We start from the raw sequence: 15,612 nt of genomic DNA, 5'->3' as shown, positions 1-15,612 counted from the left end.
ATACTCAAACGGCGCGCCCACACCAAGGACGCGCCGTTTTTGATGTGATACCAAAGGCTTATTTTGCCAAAACCGCATCCAATGCCGCCTCAAGACGCGCGACGGACGCGTCCACATCGTACAGTTTATCCAGACCAAACAGCCCCAGCCGGAAGGATTTATACTCCGGCCCCTCATCGCATTGCAGCGGCACGCCAGCGGCGATTTGCATGCCCAATGCCGCGAATGCCCGGCCCGATTGGATCTCGGCATCATCCGTGTAACAGACCACCACGCCGGGCGCCTCGACGCCCTCGGCGGCCACCGATTGAAACCCGCGCGCTTTCAACAGGGCGCGCACCCGGCGGCCTTGTTCCCATTGCGCCTCGGAGAGTTTGGCAAACCCGTAATCTTTGGTCTCCAGCATCGCATCGCGAAAGGCGCGCAGCGCATCGGTCGGCATCGTCGCGTGATAGGCGTGACCACCCGCCAAATAGGCCTCCATGATGGTCAACCATTTGCCCAGATCAATCGCAAAAGACGACGATTGGCGGGATTTCACCACGGAGGTGGCCCGCTCAGACAGCATCACCAACCCGGCGGAGGGTTGCGCTGACCAGCCCTTTTGCGGCGCGGAGATCAACACATCGACACCCGTTGCTTTCATATCGACCCAGGCACAGCCTGACGCGATGCAGTCGAGCACCATCAAACCGCCTTCTTCGTGCACCGCGTCAGACAGCGCGCGGATATAGCCGTCCGGCAAAATCATGCCAGAGGCAGTTTCCACATGCGGCGCAAAGACGGCCGCGGGTTTGAGCGCGTGAATTTCGGCCACGGCCTCTTCCAGCGGCGCCGGGGCGAAAGGTGCGGTGATTTCGTTGCCGGTGCGCCGGGCTTTGAGCACGGTCTGCGATTTGGGGATCGCGCCCGCCTCAAAAATCTGGCTCCAGCGAAAGGAAAAAAAGCCGTTGCGGATGACCATAACGTCCTCACCGCCGGCGATTTGGCGCGCCACCGCCTCCATCGCATAGGTGCCGCCGCCGGGAACGACCACGGCGGTGTCGGCATGATAGACCTCGCACAGGGTGGCGTGGATGTCGGTCATCACCTTTTGAAAGGCTTTCGACATGTGGTTGAGCGAGCGATCGGTGAAGACCACGGAAAATTCCATCAACCCATCGGGGTCGATATCAGAGCGCAATGCGGGCATGAAGCCTCCTTAAAGTCATATCAATCATATCAAACGGTGCCAAAGCGACACATTTGTCGGTCCGTTCGGGGGGTGGGCGCACAAACGTCTGGACAAGTGCCCTAAGGTTAACAACACTTGCCCAAGCGTCACGCCACGGATCGGGCCAAAAAGAGCACCGGACGGGCGAAAACACAAGCGGTTCAAACCGCATCGGCGCATTGAGGCAGATCCGGGTCACGGCCCAAACCAGACAGGCAGAGCAGTCATGCCAACAGAGAATCTTATTGTGATGGGGTCCTCCCTCATCAACAATCCGATTGGCTATTCCCAAGACCCTTGGGGAAACGCCAATGACGGGGCCTATATCACCGGCGGCGACAGCGTTTTTGACGATGATGACGTGATCGTTTTCACCGTGCAAAAGGTCAACCATGACGGAACGTTTGACAACCAGACCCAGATCATGGGGATCGAGGTCTATGACAATGCCGCCGACTATGTGAATGGCGTCCCCAAATACACCTATGAGCTGGAAAAGGACGGCGGATGGGGCTGGGGGCACAACACAGGCAGCGGCGATGTCTCCACGACCGTACACAACATGGGCGATGCCTATCTGCATTTCCCCGCCGATGGCTTTGTCAGCTCAGACCCCGGCGCGCCGGATCTGGATTACCTGTTCCTGGCCCCCGGTGTGGATTTATCCGAAGCCTACCCGGTCTGGCTCTCGCATGAAACCAGCATCGACTATAACGAGAATGGCAACATTTCGGGCAGCGAGGTCGGAGACGGGGTCTTTACCGTCGACAACAACCTCTTTGCCGAAAATGAAATCGCGGCGGCGATTTGTTTGACCCGCGGCACGTTGATTGACACGCCCGAGGGGCCAAAATTCATCGAAACCCTGAGCGAGGGTGATCTTGTGCATACGCTCGATGATGGGCCGCAACCGATCCGCTGGATCGGATCGCGCCGCGTCGAGGCCACGGGCAAACTCGCCCCGATCCGCATCAAAGCCGGAGCTTTGGGCAATTTCCGCGACCTCACCGTCTCGCCCAACCACCGGATGATGATCCGTGGCCCGCAGGCCGAAATGCTGTTTGGCGAGCGCGATGTCTTGGTCGCGGCGAAACATTTGGTCAATGATGACACGATCCGCCGCGTGTCCGGCGGCACGGTGGACTATTTCCACATGCTGTTTGACAGCCATCAAATCATTTTTGCCGAGGGCTGCCCAACCGAAAGCCTCTACCCCGGCCAAGAGGCCTTGGGGGCGGTGGACCCAGAGGCACGGGCCGAGATTTTGACGCTATTTCCCGACTTCGAACACGGGCCGCAGCAGACGGAACTGTCGCGCTATGAATTGAAAGCCTGGGAGGCGCAGGCGCTTAGACACGCGAGCTGACACTTGCCCCTGACTGCGGCTGCGTTTAGAACGCAGGACAACAGGATACGCAGGGAGCCGCGACATGCTCGATCATCTCGAATTCACCACGCCAAAGCCGAAAGTCATTTCGGGGGCAAAAGACGACTGGGAACTGGTGATCGGGATGGAAATCCACGCTCAGGTCGCCTCCAAATCCAAATTGTTCTCAGGCGCTTCGACGAAATTCGGCAATGAGCCGAATTCGAACGTCTCTTTCGTGGACGCGGCCATGCCCGGCATGTTGCCCGTGATCAACGAATTCTGTGTCGAACAGGCGGTGCGTACGGGGTTGGGCCTGAAGGCCGAGATCAACCTGTTCTCCGCCTTTGACCGCAAAAACTATTTCTACCCGGATCTGCCGCAGGGCTACCAGATTTCGCAGCTGTATCACCCGATCGTCGGCGAAGGCGAAGTTTTGGTCGACATGGAACCCGGTGTGGCGCGTTTGGTGCGCATCGAGCGCATCCATTTGGAACAAGACGCCGGCAAATCCATCCACGACATGGACCCGAACATGTCCTTCGTCGACCTGAACCGCACCGGCGTGGCCTTGATGGAAATCGTGTCACGTCCTGACATTCGCGGGCCCGAAGAAGCCGCCGCCTATGTGCTCAAACTGCGCCAAATCCTGCGTTATCTGGGCACCTGCGATGGCAACATGCAAAACGGCAACCTGCGCGCCGATGTGAACGTCTCCGTCTGTCGTCCGGGCCAGTATGAAAAATACCAAGCGACCCAGGATTTCTCCCATCTCGGCACGCGGTGTGAGATCAAGAACATGAACTCGACCCGGTTCATTCAGATGGCGATTGATTACGAGGCGCGGCGTCAAATCGCGATTTTGGAAGATGGCGGCACGGTCGATCAAGAGACCCGTCTCTATGATGCCGACAAGAACGAGACCCGCTCGATGCGCTCCAAAGAAGAGGCGCATGACTACCGCTATTTCCCCTGCCCTGATCTTTTGCCTTTGGAAATCGAACAGGGCTGGGTCGATGACATTGCGAAAACCTTGCCCGAGCTGCCCGACGAGAAAAAAGCCCGCTTTGTCAAAGAGTTCGGCCTTTCCGAATATGACGCAAACGTGTTGACCGCGGACACCGCCAATGCCAGCTATTTCGAAGGTGTGGCGGCGGGCACCGACGGCAAACTGGCCGCGAACTGGGTGATCAACGAACTCTTTGGTCGTCTCAAAAAAGACGACAAAGACATCGAAACCTCACCCGTTTCCCCCGCGCAACTGGGTGGCATCGTCAAGCTGATCAAATCCGGCGACATCTCCGGCAAGATCGCCAAGGACCTGTTCGAGATCGTCTATACCGAGGGCGGCGACCCGGCCGAGATCGTCGAGGCGCGTGGCATGAAACAGGTCACAGACACTGGCGCGATTGAAAAAGCGGTCGATGACGTGATCGCCGCCAACCCCGGCCAGGTCGAAAAAGCCCAACAAAACCCGAAACTTGCTGGGTGGTTTGTGGGCCAAGTGATGAAAGCCACGGGCGGCAAGGCCAATCCCGGCGCGGTGGATGCGTTGGTAAAGGCCAAACTCGGGCTTTAAACGCCCCGCGATTGAGACATGAGAAAGGCGTCCCGCGAGGGCGCCTTTTGTCGTCAACCCGCCATTAACATAAGAGGGTTACACTGGGACACATGGAAGGAGTCCACCATGTCCCATTACGAGTACAAAGCCATCCCCGCCCCGCATGAAAGCGAAGCCACCTCCGCCTCGCAAACGCCCGAGGCGCGATTGGCCGATGCGGTGACCGTGCGGCTCAATGCCATGGCGAAAGAGGGCTGGACCTATCTGCGCTCCGACGCATTCACCCTCACCGGGGTGGCAGGCAAACAGGCGGTTTTGGTGTTTCGGCGCGAAAGCGATTTTGGCATGTTCAAACAGGACAAGCCCAGCTTTGGCACCTTCGGGCCAGAAGCCGCCGAGTGAGGCCCAAAACAGGCTGATCCCCGCTTGAACATGGGCTGAGTATGGGCGAAGCACCCCTTTGGCGCGCCTTGACCTCCGGTGCCCATCCGCTAAACCTGTGCCAACAAAACGTGCCGCCCAATGCGGTCGCCACAGGAGACGCATATGCCCCTTTATGAGTACCTCACCGTGCCCGCCCCGCGCAAAGGCGAGAAAACCCGAGGCGCGAAAACCCCTGAGGCGCGGATCGCACTGGCGATGCAAAGCGTGCTCAATGACAAAGGGGCTGAGGGCTGGGAATATATCCGCGCCGATCTTTTGCCGATGGAAGAGCGCTCCGGGCTGACCTCAAAGGCGATCACCTATCACACGGTTTTGGTGTTTCGCCGGGAACGCGGTGCCACTGTATTGGCGACGGAATCGACGACGGAACAGACCGCCGTGCAGACGCGCAAATCCCCGGTCGCGGACCGCAACACGCCGCCGCCCTCTGTGCCCTTTCCGGCCCATGCCGAAAAAGGCGCGGGTGCCAATGCGCGCCGCCTTTCGCCCGACGTGGCCGACGAGATCGCCGAAGACCGCGAATCATAATCCCGCGCTCACACATCCAGATCCAGCGCCAGCGCATGAATGCGCGGCACCAAATCGCCAAGCGCTTTGTGCACCATCCGGTGACGCGCCACCCGCGATTGTCCGGCGAAGGCCTCTGAGCGGATCATCACATTAAAATGCGTCTCCCCCGCCCCGCCGGGGTTTCCGGCATGTCCGGCGTGTGAGGCGCTATCATCTTCGATCTTTAAGGTTTTTGGCGCAAAGGCCGCCTGTAACCTGACGCGCATTTCATCGGCAATTGTCATCTCTCTCTCCCAGTTTTCGGCCCCAAGGCCTTTCCCATTTTGCATTCTTCATCTAAAGTCCTGCGTCCGAGTCGAAAAGGTTGAGGCACATGGATAAAAACGATCCCTTCGGTTTTGATATGTCAGTCACGTCATCAAAAAAGAACAAACGTGGTGGCAGACGCGGCATGTCGGGGGCATTTGAGACCTCTAAACGGGTCTGCGAACATGACGGATGTCAGGAAGCGGGCCAATATCGCGCGCCCCGTTCGCCTGATCATCTGGACGAGTATAAATGGTTTTGTAAGGACCACGTGCGCGAATACAATTTGAAATGGAATTTTTTCACCAACGCCACACCGGAAGAAATGGACGAGCAAATCAAAGCGTCCCAAACCGGCGAACGTCCGACCAAGCCGTTTGGCAAAAAATCGGTCGAACAGAGGGCGTGGGAACGTCTTGGCATTGATGACGCCCATGAGGTGCTGGGCGAAAACGCGACACAGAACCCCGGCAAATCTGACCCGGCGGCCTCGACGCGCAAACTGCCGCCGGTGGAGCGGCAGGCAATTGATATTTTGGAGGCCAAGGATCATTGGACCAAGGCCGAGATCAAGAAACAATATCGCGCTTTGATCAAAGTGCTGCACCCGGACGTGAACGGCGGTGATCGCTCGCAAGAAGAGCAATTGCAACAGGTCGTCTGGGCCTGGGATCAGCTCAAAGAGAGCCGTTGGTTTAAGTAAACTCTGGGTTCAGACCGGGTCAAAACAGCCTCAAAATAGAAAAAGCCGCCTCATATGGGGCGGCTTTTTTGATGGCGTAAGGCGTGACGCTTTAATGCGCCACGCCCGCTTTTTTGCCCGTCACCAAACGGATCAAAGGGTTGATGATCCGGGCCACGATGGGGATCAGGATCAGGCCAAAGATCAGCCCAAGGATGCCATCGAAAAACGCGGTCACGAACCAAGCGATAAAGCCGGACGCCCCCTCAAAGGCATGGGCGGCCAGTTCGGCGATGTGGTGGATGTCCTCATAGGGATGCGGTTGGCCCAATTCGGACAGGCCATGGATCACGATGGAACCGCCGACCCAAATCATCGCGGCCGTGCCCACAATCATCAAAAGGGTCATCAGGATCGGCATGAATTTCACGATCCCACGCCCCAAAGCCCGCGTCATGGAAAGCCGCCCGACCCGCGCCAACCACAGGCCCACATCATCGGCTTTGACGATCAAAGCAACGCTGCCATACACCACCACGGTGATGATCACCCCCGCAAGCGCCAAGGTGAAGGCGCGAAAGACGATGCCGGTGCTGGGATCAAGGGCGGCCAAAATGATGGTCATGATCTCGGCGGAGAGGATGAAATCGGTCTTGACCGCGCCCGCCACTTTGGTGGCTTCGAGATGGGCCGGATCGCCTTGCTCGGCAGGTTGGCCATCGGCATGCGGCGCGTGGGGTTTGAACAGGTGATAGACCTTTTCCGCCCCCTCAAAACACAAATACGACCCGCCGATCATCAACAAAGGCGTGACCATCCACGGTGCGAAGGCCGACAAAAGCAAGGCCAGAGGCAAAAGGATCAGCAATTTGTTTCGGATTGAACCGAGGGCGATTTTGCCCACGATCGGCAATTCGCGCGCGGCGGCGAAGCCATGGACGTATTTCGGCGTCACGGCGGCATCATCAATCACCGCGCCCGCCGCCTTGGCGGAGGCTTTCGCCGCTTGGCCCGCCACGTCATCGACCGAGGCCGCCGCCACTTTGGCGATGCCCGCCACGTCGTCCAATAATGCCAAAAGGCCGCTCATGCTCGTGTCCCCGTTTTCATCTTACATTTGAGGCTATGTAGTCATGAATCCACGCACAGGCAAACCCCGTCTAAAAAAAGCGGGGCGCCCCAAAGGACGCCCCACCCGCATGATCCCCAAAGGGATGAGAATCTCTTGGGCTGGCTTACATCGCCGGCAAAAGCACCTTGTCGATCACATGGATGACGCCATTGGATTGGTCGACATCAGCAATGGTCACCGTGGCGGCGTTGCCCTGTTCGTCTTCGATCATCACCATACCGTCTTTGACCATGGCTTTAAGCGTACACCCCCCCACGGTCGGCACATCATGCACGCCACCGTCCTCTTCGATCATGCCCACAAGGGCTTCGGACATCACATCAGCGGCCACCACATGGCAGGTCAGAATTTTCGTCAACTGGTCTTTGTTTTCAGGCTTCAAAAGCGTTTCGACCGTGCCCTCGGGCAGAGCGGCAAAGGCGTCATTGGTCGGGGCGAAAACGGTGAACGGACCTTCGCCCGCGAGCACATCCACGAGACCAGCGGCCTGAACAGCTGCGACCAGAGTGGTGTGATCGGCGGAGTTTACCGCGTTTTCCACGATGTTTTTCTCGGGGAACATCTCAGCCCCGCCCACCATCGGGTTTTTCATGCTGTGGTTGTCCGCATAGGCGGTGGTGGCGAGAAGAGCGGCCGTGGCAACGGCAAAAATTGTGCGTTTCATCATAAGTCTCCCTTAAGAACACGCCCCGACCCAGTGTCGAGGTTGTAAGGGGTACGGGGCGGATCACCGCATGGATCACCACGCGCCTTTCACGTTCAGTCACGCAGGCGTGAGGTGCTTTTTTGCGCCACGCGGCATTCTGTGCGCTGGCTCACGCCCCCGCGACGCCTCGCCCCTTGCACCTGACGCGCCGATAGGGCACGAAGTCACCTAAAGCGTTTTGCCAAAATCCTGCGATACCGGTTTGCGGCGGAACAGTTTAAGTGAACACCAAAGAAAACGGGCCAAACCATGGACGCGAACGCAAAACCGACCGAAACCATTTCTGTACGCGATGTCTTTGGCATTGATACTGACATGACCGTAAAAGGCTTTGCCGAGCGCATCGACCGGGTGCCGGACGAAGACCCGACCTATAAATTTGACCCGGACACGACACTGGCCATTCTTGCGGGCTTTGCCCACAACCGCCGCGTGATGATTCAGGGCTACCACGGCACCGGCAAATCGACCCATATCGAACAAGTCGCCGCCCGCCTGAACTGGCCCTCTGTGCGTGTCAACCTTGACAGCCACATCTCGCGCATTGATTTGATCGGCAAAGACGCGATCAAACTGCGCGACGGCAAACAGGTGACCGAATTCCAAGAGGGCATCCTGCCCTGGGCTCTGCGCAACCCCTGCGCCATCGTGTTTGACGAATATGACGCGGGCCGTGCGGATGTGATGTTTGTGATCCAACGGGTGTTGGAAGCCGATGGTAAATTGACGTTGATGGACCAAAACGAGGTGATCACCCCGCACCCGTCCTTCCGCCTGTTTGCCACTGCCAACACGGTTGGCCTTGGCGACACCACCGGGCTGTATCACGGCACGCAACAGATCAACCAAGCGCAGATGGACCGCTGGTCTTTGGTGGCGACGTTGAACTATCTCAGCCATGACGCCGAGGCGAATATCGTTTTGGCCAAATGCCCGCATTACAACACCGAAAAAGGCCGCCGCGACATTTCGCAAATGGTGACCGTGGCCGATCTGACCCGGACCGCCTTTATGAATGGCGACCTCTCGACCGTGATGAGCCCCCGGACCGTGATCACCTGGGCGCAAAACGCCGAGATTTTCCGCAACATCGGCTATGCGTTCCGCCTGACCTTCCTCAACAAATGCGATGAGTTGGAACGTCAGACCGTGGCGGAATTCTATCAGCGCTGTTTTGACGAAGAGCTACCGGAATCTGCGGCCTCTGTCGCAAGCTGATAGCGCGTCTTTTAAAACATGAGACTGAAACGGGCCCCTTTTGGGGTCCGTTTTCTTTTGTCTGTATGGGATGCCTTGTGTGGGTCTCTTGTCCTGTGTCGATATCTCGCCTACACAAGATTGTTACGTTATAACGTAACGATTCCAATTCGACCTTAACGACACAAAGAAAGAGAGTCCCACGAATGCACCGCATGAGTTCGAATACGATCACCGCACTGGCCACTGCCACTCTGTTGATCTTCGCCACACAAACGATGGCACATGATGCCAAATCCCACGATGCAAGCCCGGAACACGCCCACACCCATGACGTGGATCAAGACATCTACAACGGCTACTTTGAGGACTCTCAAATCAAAGATCGCCCCCTGTCCGATTGGGCCGGGGCATGGCAATCGGTCTACCCTTACTTGCAGGACGGAACGCTTGACCCTGTGATGCAACACAAGGCCGAACAGGGCGACAAAACCGCCGACGCCTATCGCAGCTATTATGACACAGGGTACAAAACCGATGTGGACCAGATCGACATAGACGGCAACACGGTGCGCTTTGTCCGTGATGGGAAAACCCTTTCGGCCCAGTATGAAAGCGATGGCTACGAAGTCCTCACCTATGCCAAGGGCAACCGGGGCGTGCGCTACATCTTTGAGAAAGCTGACGGGGATGCGGCAGCCCCAGCGTATATTCAGTTTAGCGATCACCGGATTTCTCCCGCGAGCGCCGATCACTACCACCTCTATTGGGGCAATGACCGTGCGGCCCTCCTCACAGAAGTGACCAACTGGCCGACATATTACCCGGCCTCAATGGATGGCGACGCGATCGTCCATGAAATGCTCGCGCACTAATGACAGGCCCATGACATAAGGCCCTCTGGCCCACATCGCGCGCATCGTGGTGTGGGCTTTCAGAGACCGGCCTTGATACAAACCAGATCACGTCCTCAAACGTATATACGTCCGATAGACAAAAATGGCTTGTCACGACTCGCTTGTCGCGCTTACGTTATTGTAACGGTTTTACGACAAAGTGAGGCTATGACACAGAGAGTCCACAGAGTTATCCACAGGCAAGCCCGGACATCCCTTGCCATCATGAGCGCCCTTTTGAGCGCGCTCAGCCTCTGTGCTGCGACCCCGCTTCAGGCCCTGCCCGCCGCCGCCTCCCCGCTTGCTCGTGATTTCGCCTATTGTGCCGGACGTCTGTCCGCCGAGGCGCAGCACCGCGAAGACCAAAGCCTCAATGAGCTCAAACACGCCATGCAGGAACTTTTGGCCGCTGTGATCGCCCCCGAAGAAGCCGAGGCCTACGAAGAATTGCGCTTGGCCGGTCATGTGGCGCAAAGCGAACTTTTGGCGCTGTCGCGGTTTTCCTTTGACCAAGGTGAGGCCGACCGCGCCAGTCAACTTGCCCAAGACAGCATCCGTCACTGCCGCGCCATGCTTTTGGGCGCATGATCCAAGAATGAATCCGGGCATGAAAAAGGCCCGCAAAACGCGAGCCTTTCCCAAATATATCAAAACTTTGGATTATCGCGCCGCTTTGGTCGCCTTGGTCCACCACGCCAAATCGCCCAACATCGCGGTGACAGAGGGCAGGATGTTGGCTTCGATCTCCGACATTTCGGCATTGGCGCCCAGAGGTGAGACTTTGAAAAAATCCGAACCGGAAATGTAAACGGCGGCGCGCACCGGTACCATCGACAGGTTGATCGTCACGGCGCGCAAATGTTCGACCGCACGGGCCGCACCGACCGAGCCATAGCCAAAGACGGCGGCGGGTTTGCGCACCCATTCCTTGCCAGCTTGATCCAACGCGTTTTTCAACGAAGCCGGGATCGAGGAGTTGTATTCCGGGGTGACGAAAATATAGCCATCAAATTCGGCCATTTTTTCCTGCCACGCCACGGCTTTTGCGTCCGCGGACGGCATCCACAGGTTGGAGGCCATTTCGTTGAACATCGGCAACGCATAGTCTTTCAGATCGACCAGTTCGAAATCGAGATCGGTGCTGATCTCTTTGGCTTTTTCCAAAAGCCAGTTTGCCGGTTTATCTGCAAACCGGGCATCGCGGGTGGAACCAATGATGATGGCGATTTTCGGGTTAGACTGCAAGGTGGTCATGGGGAACTCCTGATCTGCACGCGGGGGATGAGGGGGAGGAAAGGTCCGCGGCTTTGAGGCCTACATAAATTCGCACCCACAATGACTTCAATCCAAATATATGTGCGCCATCGCGCAATTCCTGTGCAAACACATATGCGCCCTGTGTCGCATGTCTTTCTCTTGCCCGACCTGCGCGCGCATGATTTAACGAGCGCATGAACAAGCCCTCTGACAACCCTGCCGATCCGTTCAAAAAGGCGCTGGCCGAAGCCACGAAAGTGCTCGCCGACGATGCGGACCTGACGATCACCTATTCGATGGACCCCTCTGGTCTGTCGGGTGACACTGTGCGCCTGCCGCAAGTGTCGCGGCGGATGACCAAAGACGAAGTGTTGATCGCGCGCGGCACCGCCGATGCGCTGGCTCTGCGTCACAAGTTTCACGACCAACCGACGTTCCAACGCTACGCGCCGCAGGGCCAGATGGCGTTTGAGATTTACGACGCCTTGGAAACCGCGCGCTGTGAGGCGGCGGGGGCGCGGCACATGCCCGGCACGGCCAAAAACATCAATGCCAAAATCGGCAATGAGGCGATGCGCCGTGGCTATGATGGCATCACCAAACGCGAGGATGCCCCCTTGGCACAGGCCATGGGCTATTACCTGCGCGAACTGTCCACCGGGCGTGAACTGCCAAAAGGTGCCAACACGGTTTTGGATCTGTGGCGCGATTTCATCGAGGGTCAAACCCAAGGCACATTCGAAGATATTGGCGATCTGTTGGAAGATCAGCGCGGCTTTGCCCGTCTGGCGCGGCGCGTGATCGAAGAGCTGGGATACGGCGACCAATTGGGTGATGACCCGGACGCGACTGACCCCGAAGACGATCAATCCGCCGAAACGGACGAGCAAGAAGAAGAGCCCGACTCCACCGGCGAAGAGCAGGACAGCTCGGACGAAGAAGAGGCCAGCCCCGAGAGCGCGCAGGACGAACAGCAGGACATGCAAGAGGCCTCGATGTCCTCGGATGACATGGCCGAAGATGAGTTTTCTGATGAGGTTGAGCTGCCGCAAGATGAGGCCGAGGTCGAACCACCGCAACCCGCGCCCTATTCCGACGCCGATCCGAATTACCAAGTGTTTTCAACCGCCAACGATGAAGAGATCGCCGCCGAAGATCTGGCCGAACCGGCCGAATTGGAACGCCTGCGCGCCTATTTGGACCAACAGTTGGAGCCGCTCAAAGGCGCTGTGTCGCGCTTGGCCAACAAACTGCAACGCCGCCTTCAGGCGCAACAAAACCGCTCATGGGAATTTGACCGCGAAGAGGGGATTTTGGACGCTGGCCGCTTGGCCCGTGTGATCGCCAACCCAACCACGCCTTTGTCGTTCAAGGTCGAAAAAGACACCGAATTCCGCGACACGGTGGTGACGCTCCTGCTCGACAACTCCGGCTCGATGCGCGGTCGCCCGATCTCCATCGCGGCGATTTGTGCCGATGTCTTGGCCCGCACGCTGGAGCGTTGCAACGTCAAGGTCGAGGTGCTGGGCTTTACCACCCGCGCGTGGAAGGGCGGATTGGCGCGCGAAGCGTGGTTGGCCGCTGGGCGTCCGGCGCAACCGGGCCGTTTGAACGATCTGCGCCACATCATCTACAAATCCGCCGACGCACCGATGCGGCGGACACGGGCCAATTTGGGTCTGATGATGAAAGAGGGCCTGTTGAAAGAAAACATCGACGGCGAGGCGTTGGAATGGGCGCATCGGCGGATGATGGGACGACCTGAAGCGCGCAAAATCCTCATGGTGATCTCGGATGGGGCACCGGTGGATGACAGCACGCTGTCGGTCAACCCGGCCAATTACCTTGAAAAACACCTGCGCGATGTGATCGGGATGATCGAGAAACGCAAACAGGTTGAACTTTTGGCCATCGGCATCGGCCATGACGTCACGCGCTATTATGATCGCGCCGTGACCATCACCGATGTTGAACAATTGGCCGGCGCGATGACCGAACAACTGGCCTCGCTGTTTGACAGCGACCCGCGTGCACGGGCGCGGGTGATGGGCATTCGCCGCGCGTCCTAAGTGCTGCGGCGCGGCCCTGCGCGCACCAAATGATTATTTTAAATAGAAAAGGCACATGGCACCATGTTCCAAAGCTTTGACGCGACCTCTCGCCCCGACCAAGCCGCCCCGCGCGTCACCGCCCTGCGCGCCGCAATGGTGGACGCCGGATTGGACGCCTTTATCGTGCCGCGTGGGGATGCCCATCAGGGCGAATATGTTGCCCCCTGTGATGAACGTTTGGCGTGGTTGACCGGGTTCACCGGGTCGGCGGGCTTTGCCGTGATCCTGCGTGACCGCGCGGTGATGTTCACCGATGGCCGCTACACGGTTCAGGTCCGCGCCCAATGTGATCCGGCGGTGTTTGATTTCGTCGCCTGGCCACAGACCAGCCTTGGCGCATGGTTGAAAGAGGCGGGTGCGGAGAAGATCGGTTTTGACCCCTGGCTGCACACGATCCGCGAGATCGACGGGCTGCGCCGCTCACTCGCCGACACCTCGAAGGAAATTGTGGCGACGGTCAATCTGGTCGACAAAATCTGGTCAGACCGGCCCGAACGTGGGATGTCCCCCGTGAGTGTACAGCCCTTTGCACTGGCGGGAAAAACCTCCGAAGACAAGTTTACTGAGATCGGTGCAGCCGTGAAAAAGGCCGGGGCTGAGGCCGTTGTTCTGACCCTCCCGGACAGCCTGTGTTGGCTTTTGAACATCCGCGGCACGGATATTGCGCATAATCCGGTGGTGCAAGCCTTTGGAATTTTGACCACCACAGGCGACACGACAAGCGACACGGGCGGCAAGCTGACCCTGTTTGACGCCGCCGAAAAATACGCCCATCTTGGCCCCGATCCGCGCATCACGATCGAGCCGCGAGAGGCCTTTGCCGCCGCGCTTGAGACCCTGCAAGGCCCGGTTTTGGTCGATCCCGGCACAGCGCCCCATGCGGTCAAAACCATGATGTCAGAGGCGGAGATTGTCGAGGGCGATGACCCCTGTATCCTGCCGAAAGCCTGTAAGACGGAGGCGGAAATCAAGGGGATGCGCGAGGCGCATCTGCGCGATGGCGCGGCGATGGTTGAGTTTTTGTGCTGGCTCTCCGAGCAAATGCCCGAAGACCTGACCGAGATCGAAGTGGTCAAACAGCTTGAGGCCTGCCGCGCCGCCACCAATCAGCTCAAAGAGATTTCCTTTGATACGATTTGCGGCGCGGGGCCGCACGGCGCGATTGTCCATTACCGCGTGACCGAAGACACCAACCGCGCGCTCAAACGTGGTGAATTGCTACTGATTGACAGTGGCGGCCAGTATCAAGACGGCACCACTGACATCACCCGCACCATCGCCCTTGGCGATGTGGCAGGCGAAGAGCGGGTGAGTTTTACCGCGGTGCTTCAGGGCATGATCGCGATCTCAGCCGCGCGCTTTCCGCGCGATGTGTCGGGCGGGCATCTGGACGCTTTGGCGCGTGCGCCATTGTGGCGGATGGGGCGCGATTATGATCACGGCACCGGCCACGGCGTTGGCGCGTTCCTGTCGGTGCACGAAGGACCGCAACGCATTTCGCGCAGCTCGAATTTGGCGCTGCGCGAGGGGATGATCCTCTCGAATGAACCCGGCTATTATCGCGAAGGCGCTTACGGCATCCGCATCGAAAACCTGATTGTGGTGCGCACCGCCGCTGAAATGTCGGGCGCAGATGGTCGTGACATGTTGGATTTCGAAACTCTGACCTTTGTCCCGATTGATCGCTCGTTGATTTTGGTCGATGAATTGGCACCATGGGAGCGCGATTGGCTCAATGACTATCACGCAGAGGTCTGGGACAAGATCGCGCCGCGCGTGTCAGAGACGGCCCGCGACTGGCTGCGACACGCGGTTGCACCCGTCTGACATATACCTGTCGCAAGAAGCCTGATAAGGTCTGCGAAAATCAACAGAGGGATACGAGACATGCCAGATCATATCAAGATCCGCACAGCCCCGGGGACCTATGTGGTTCGCGCGGGCGGTGCCGTTTTGGGAGAAACATCGCGGGCTTTGGAACTGAGCGAAGGGGACTATCCGCCGGTGATTTATTTCCCGCGCGAAGACTTGGCGATGGCGTTTTTGGACAAGACCGACACTGTCTCCGTCTGCCCGTTCAAAGGCGAGGCCACCTATTATGCGATCCACACGAAATCCGTGGTGATTGCGGATGCGGCATGGTCCTATGAGGACCCCAAGCCGCTTGTCACGGGCCTCAAAGACTATATTGCATTTTATCCACAAAAGGCCGCTGTCGAGCAGCTTTAAGC

The 15,612-nt window shown here is 58.2% G+C and carries 16 protein-coding genes; 11 read left to right on the top strand and 5 right to left on the bottom strand.

Features of this window, described 5'->3' with window-relative positions; all coding sequences use genetic code 11:
• Positions 1-58: 58 nt before the first annotated feature.
• Positions 59-1,192 (bottom strand): aminotransferase class V-fold PLP-dependent enzyme, encoded by a 1,134-nt coding sequence (locus BLT54_RS06100; RefSeq protein ID WP_074642231.1) that lies wholly within the window; start codon positions 1,190-1,192, stop codon positions 59-61.
• Positions 1,193-1,439: 247 nt separating this feature from the next.
• Between BLT54_RS06100 and BLT54_RS06095 the strand changes: the two genes are divergently transcribed.
• From BLT54_RS06095 to BLT54_RS06080, 4 genes are all read left to right on the top strand, one after another.
• Positions 1,440-2,579, top strand: coding sequence for a Hint domain-containing protein (locus BLT54_RS06095; RefSeq protein ID WP_074642230.1), 1,140 nt, complete (start codon positions 1,440-1,442; stop codon positions 2,577-2,579).
• Between the two features lie 64 nt (positions 2,580-2,643).
• Complete coding sequence (gatB, locus tag BLT54_RS06090; RefSeq protein ID WP_074642228.1) at positions 2,644-4,158, top strand: Asp-tRNA(Asn)/Glu-tRNA(Gln) amidotransferase subunit GatB; 1,515 nt, start codon at positions 2,644-2,646, stop codon at positions 4,156-4,158.
• 108 nt (positions 4,159-4,266) lie between these two features.
• On the top strand, positions 4,267-4,542 hold the full coding sequence (locus tag BLT54_RS06085) for a hypothetical protein (protein ID WP_074642226.1): 276 nt from the start codon (positions 4,267-4,269) through the stop codon (positions 4,540-4,542).
• 144 nt (positions 4,543-4,686) lie between these two features.
• On the top strand, positions 4,687-5,112 hold the full coding sequence (locus BLT54_RS06080) for a DUF4177 domain-containing protein (protein WP_074642224.1): 426 nt from the start codon (positions 4,687-4,689) through the stop codon (positions 5,110-5,112).
• A gap of 8 nt (positions 5,113-5,120) precedes the next feature.
• Here BLT54_RS06080 and BLT54_RS06075 read toward each other — a convergent pair whose 3' ends face one another.
• A complete protein-coding gene (locus tag BLT54_RS06075) occupies positions 5,121-5,378 on the bottom strand; it encodes a BolA family protein (protein WP_074642532.1) in 258 nt (85 codons plus the stop codon).
• Between the two features lie 89 nt (positions 5,379-5,467).
• Between BLT54_RS06075 and BLT54_RS06070 the strand changes: the two genes are divergently transcribed.
• A complete protein-coding gene (locus BLT54_RS06070; RefSeq protein ID WP_009570722.1) occupies positions 5,468-6,103 on the top strand; it encodes a J domain-containing protein in 636 nt (211 codons plus the stop codon).
• 91 nt (positions 6,104-6,194) lie between these two features.
• Here the strand turns inward: BLT54_RS06070 and BLT54_RS06065 are convergent, their stop codons facing one another.
• Positions 6,195-7,172 (bottom strand): DUF808 domain-containing protein, encoded by a 978-nt coding sequence (locus BLT54_RS06065; protein WP_074642222.1) that lies wholly within the window; start codon positions 7,170-7,172, stop codon positions 6,195-6,197.
• Between the two features lie 145 nt (positions 7,173-7,317).
• Positions 7,318-7,878 (bottom strand): fasciclin domain-containing protein, encoded by a 561-nt coding sequence (locus tag BLT54_RS06060; protein WP_176832833.1) that lies wholly within the window; start codon positions 7,876-7,878, stop codon positions 7,318-7,320.
• 291 nt (positions 7,879-8,169) lie between these two features.
• Here BLT54_RS06060 and cobS point away from each other — a divergent pair, with 291 nt between their 5' ends.
• From cobS to BLT54_RS06045, 3 genes are all read left to right on the top strand, one after another.
• On the top strand, positions 8,170-9,138 hold the full coding sequence (gene cobS, locus BLT54_RS06055) for a cobaltochelatase subunit CobS (protein WP_074642218.1): 969 nt from the start codon (positions 8,170-8,172) through the stop codon (positions 9,136-9,138).
• A gap of 185 nt (positions 9,139-9,323) precedes the next feature.
• Entirely contained in the window at positions 9,324-9,992 is a 669-nt protein-coding gene (locus BLT54_RS06050) for a metal-binding protein ZinT (protein WP_074642215.1), read from the top strand.
• Positions 9,993-10,238: 246 nt separating this feature from the next.
• Positions 10,239-10,601, top strand: coding sequence for a hypothetical protein (locus BLT54_RS06045; protein ID WP_074642212.1), 363 nt, complete (start codon positions 10,239-10,241; stop codon positions 10,599-10,601).
• Positions 10,602-10,673: 72 nt separating this feature from the next.
• On the opposite strand, the gene BLT54_RS06040 is transcribed toward BLT54_RS06045, so the two are convergent.
• On the bottom strand, positions 10,674-11,267 hold the full coding sequence (locus BLT54_RS06040) for an NADPH-dependent FMN reductase (protein ID WP_074642210.1): 594 nt from the start codon (positions 11,265-11,267) through the stop codon (positions 10,674-10,676).
• A 197-nt stretch (positions 11,268-11,464) separates the two neighbouring features.
• Between BLT54_RS06040 and cobT the strand changes: the two genes are divergently transcribed.
• The 3 genes from cobT (at position 11,465) to BLT54_RS06025 (ending at position 15,610) form a co-directional block, all read left to right on the top strand.
• The gene (gene cobT, locus BLT54_RS06035; protein WP_074642207.1) at positions 11,465-13,339 is read left to right on the top strand and encodes a cobaltochelatase subunit CobT; all 1,875 of its coding nucleotides are present in this window, start codon (positions 11,465-11,467) and stop codon (positions 13,337-13,339) included.
• Positions 13,340-13,402: 63 nt separating this feature from the next.
• Complete coding sequence (locus tag BLT54_RS06030; protein ID WP_074642204.1) at positions 13,403-15,208, top strand: aminopeptidase P family protein; 1,806 nt, start codon at positions 13,403-13,405, stop codon at positions 15,206-15,208.
• Positions 15,209-15,268: 60 nt separating this feature from the next.
• Entirely contained in the window at positions 15,269-15,610 is a 342-nt protein-coding gene (locus BLT54_RS06025; RefSeq protein WP_074642202.1) for a DUF427 domain-containing protein, read from the top strand.
• Positions 15,611-15,612: the final 2 nt, after the last annotated feature.

The sequence above is a fragment of the Celeribacter baekdonensis genome, assembly GCF_900102315.1.
In the GTDB taxonomy this organism is placed as follows: Bacteria; Pseudomonadota; Alphaproteobacteria; order Rhodobacterales; family Rhodobacteraceae; genus Celeribacter; species Celeribacter baekdonensis.
This window is presented reverse-complemented; position numbering and strand designations above follow the sequence as displayed.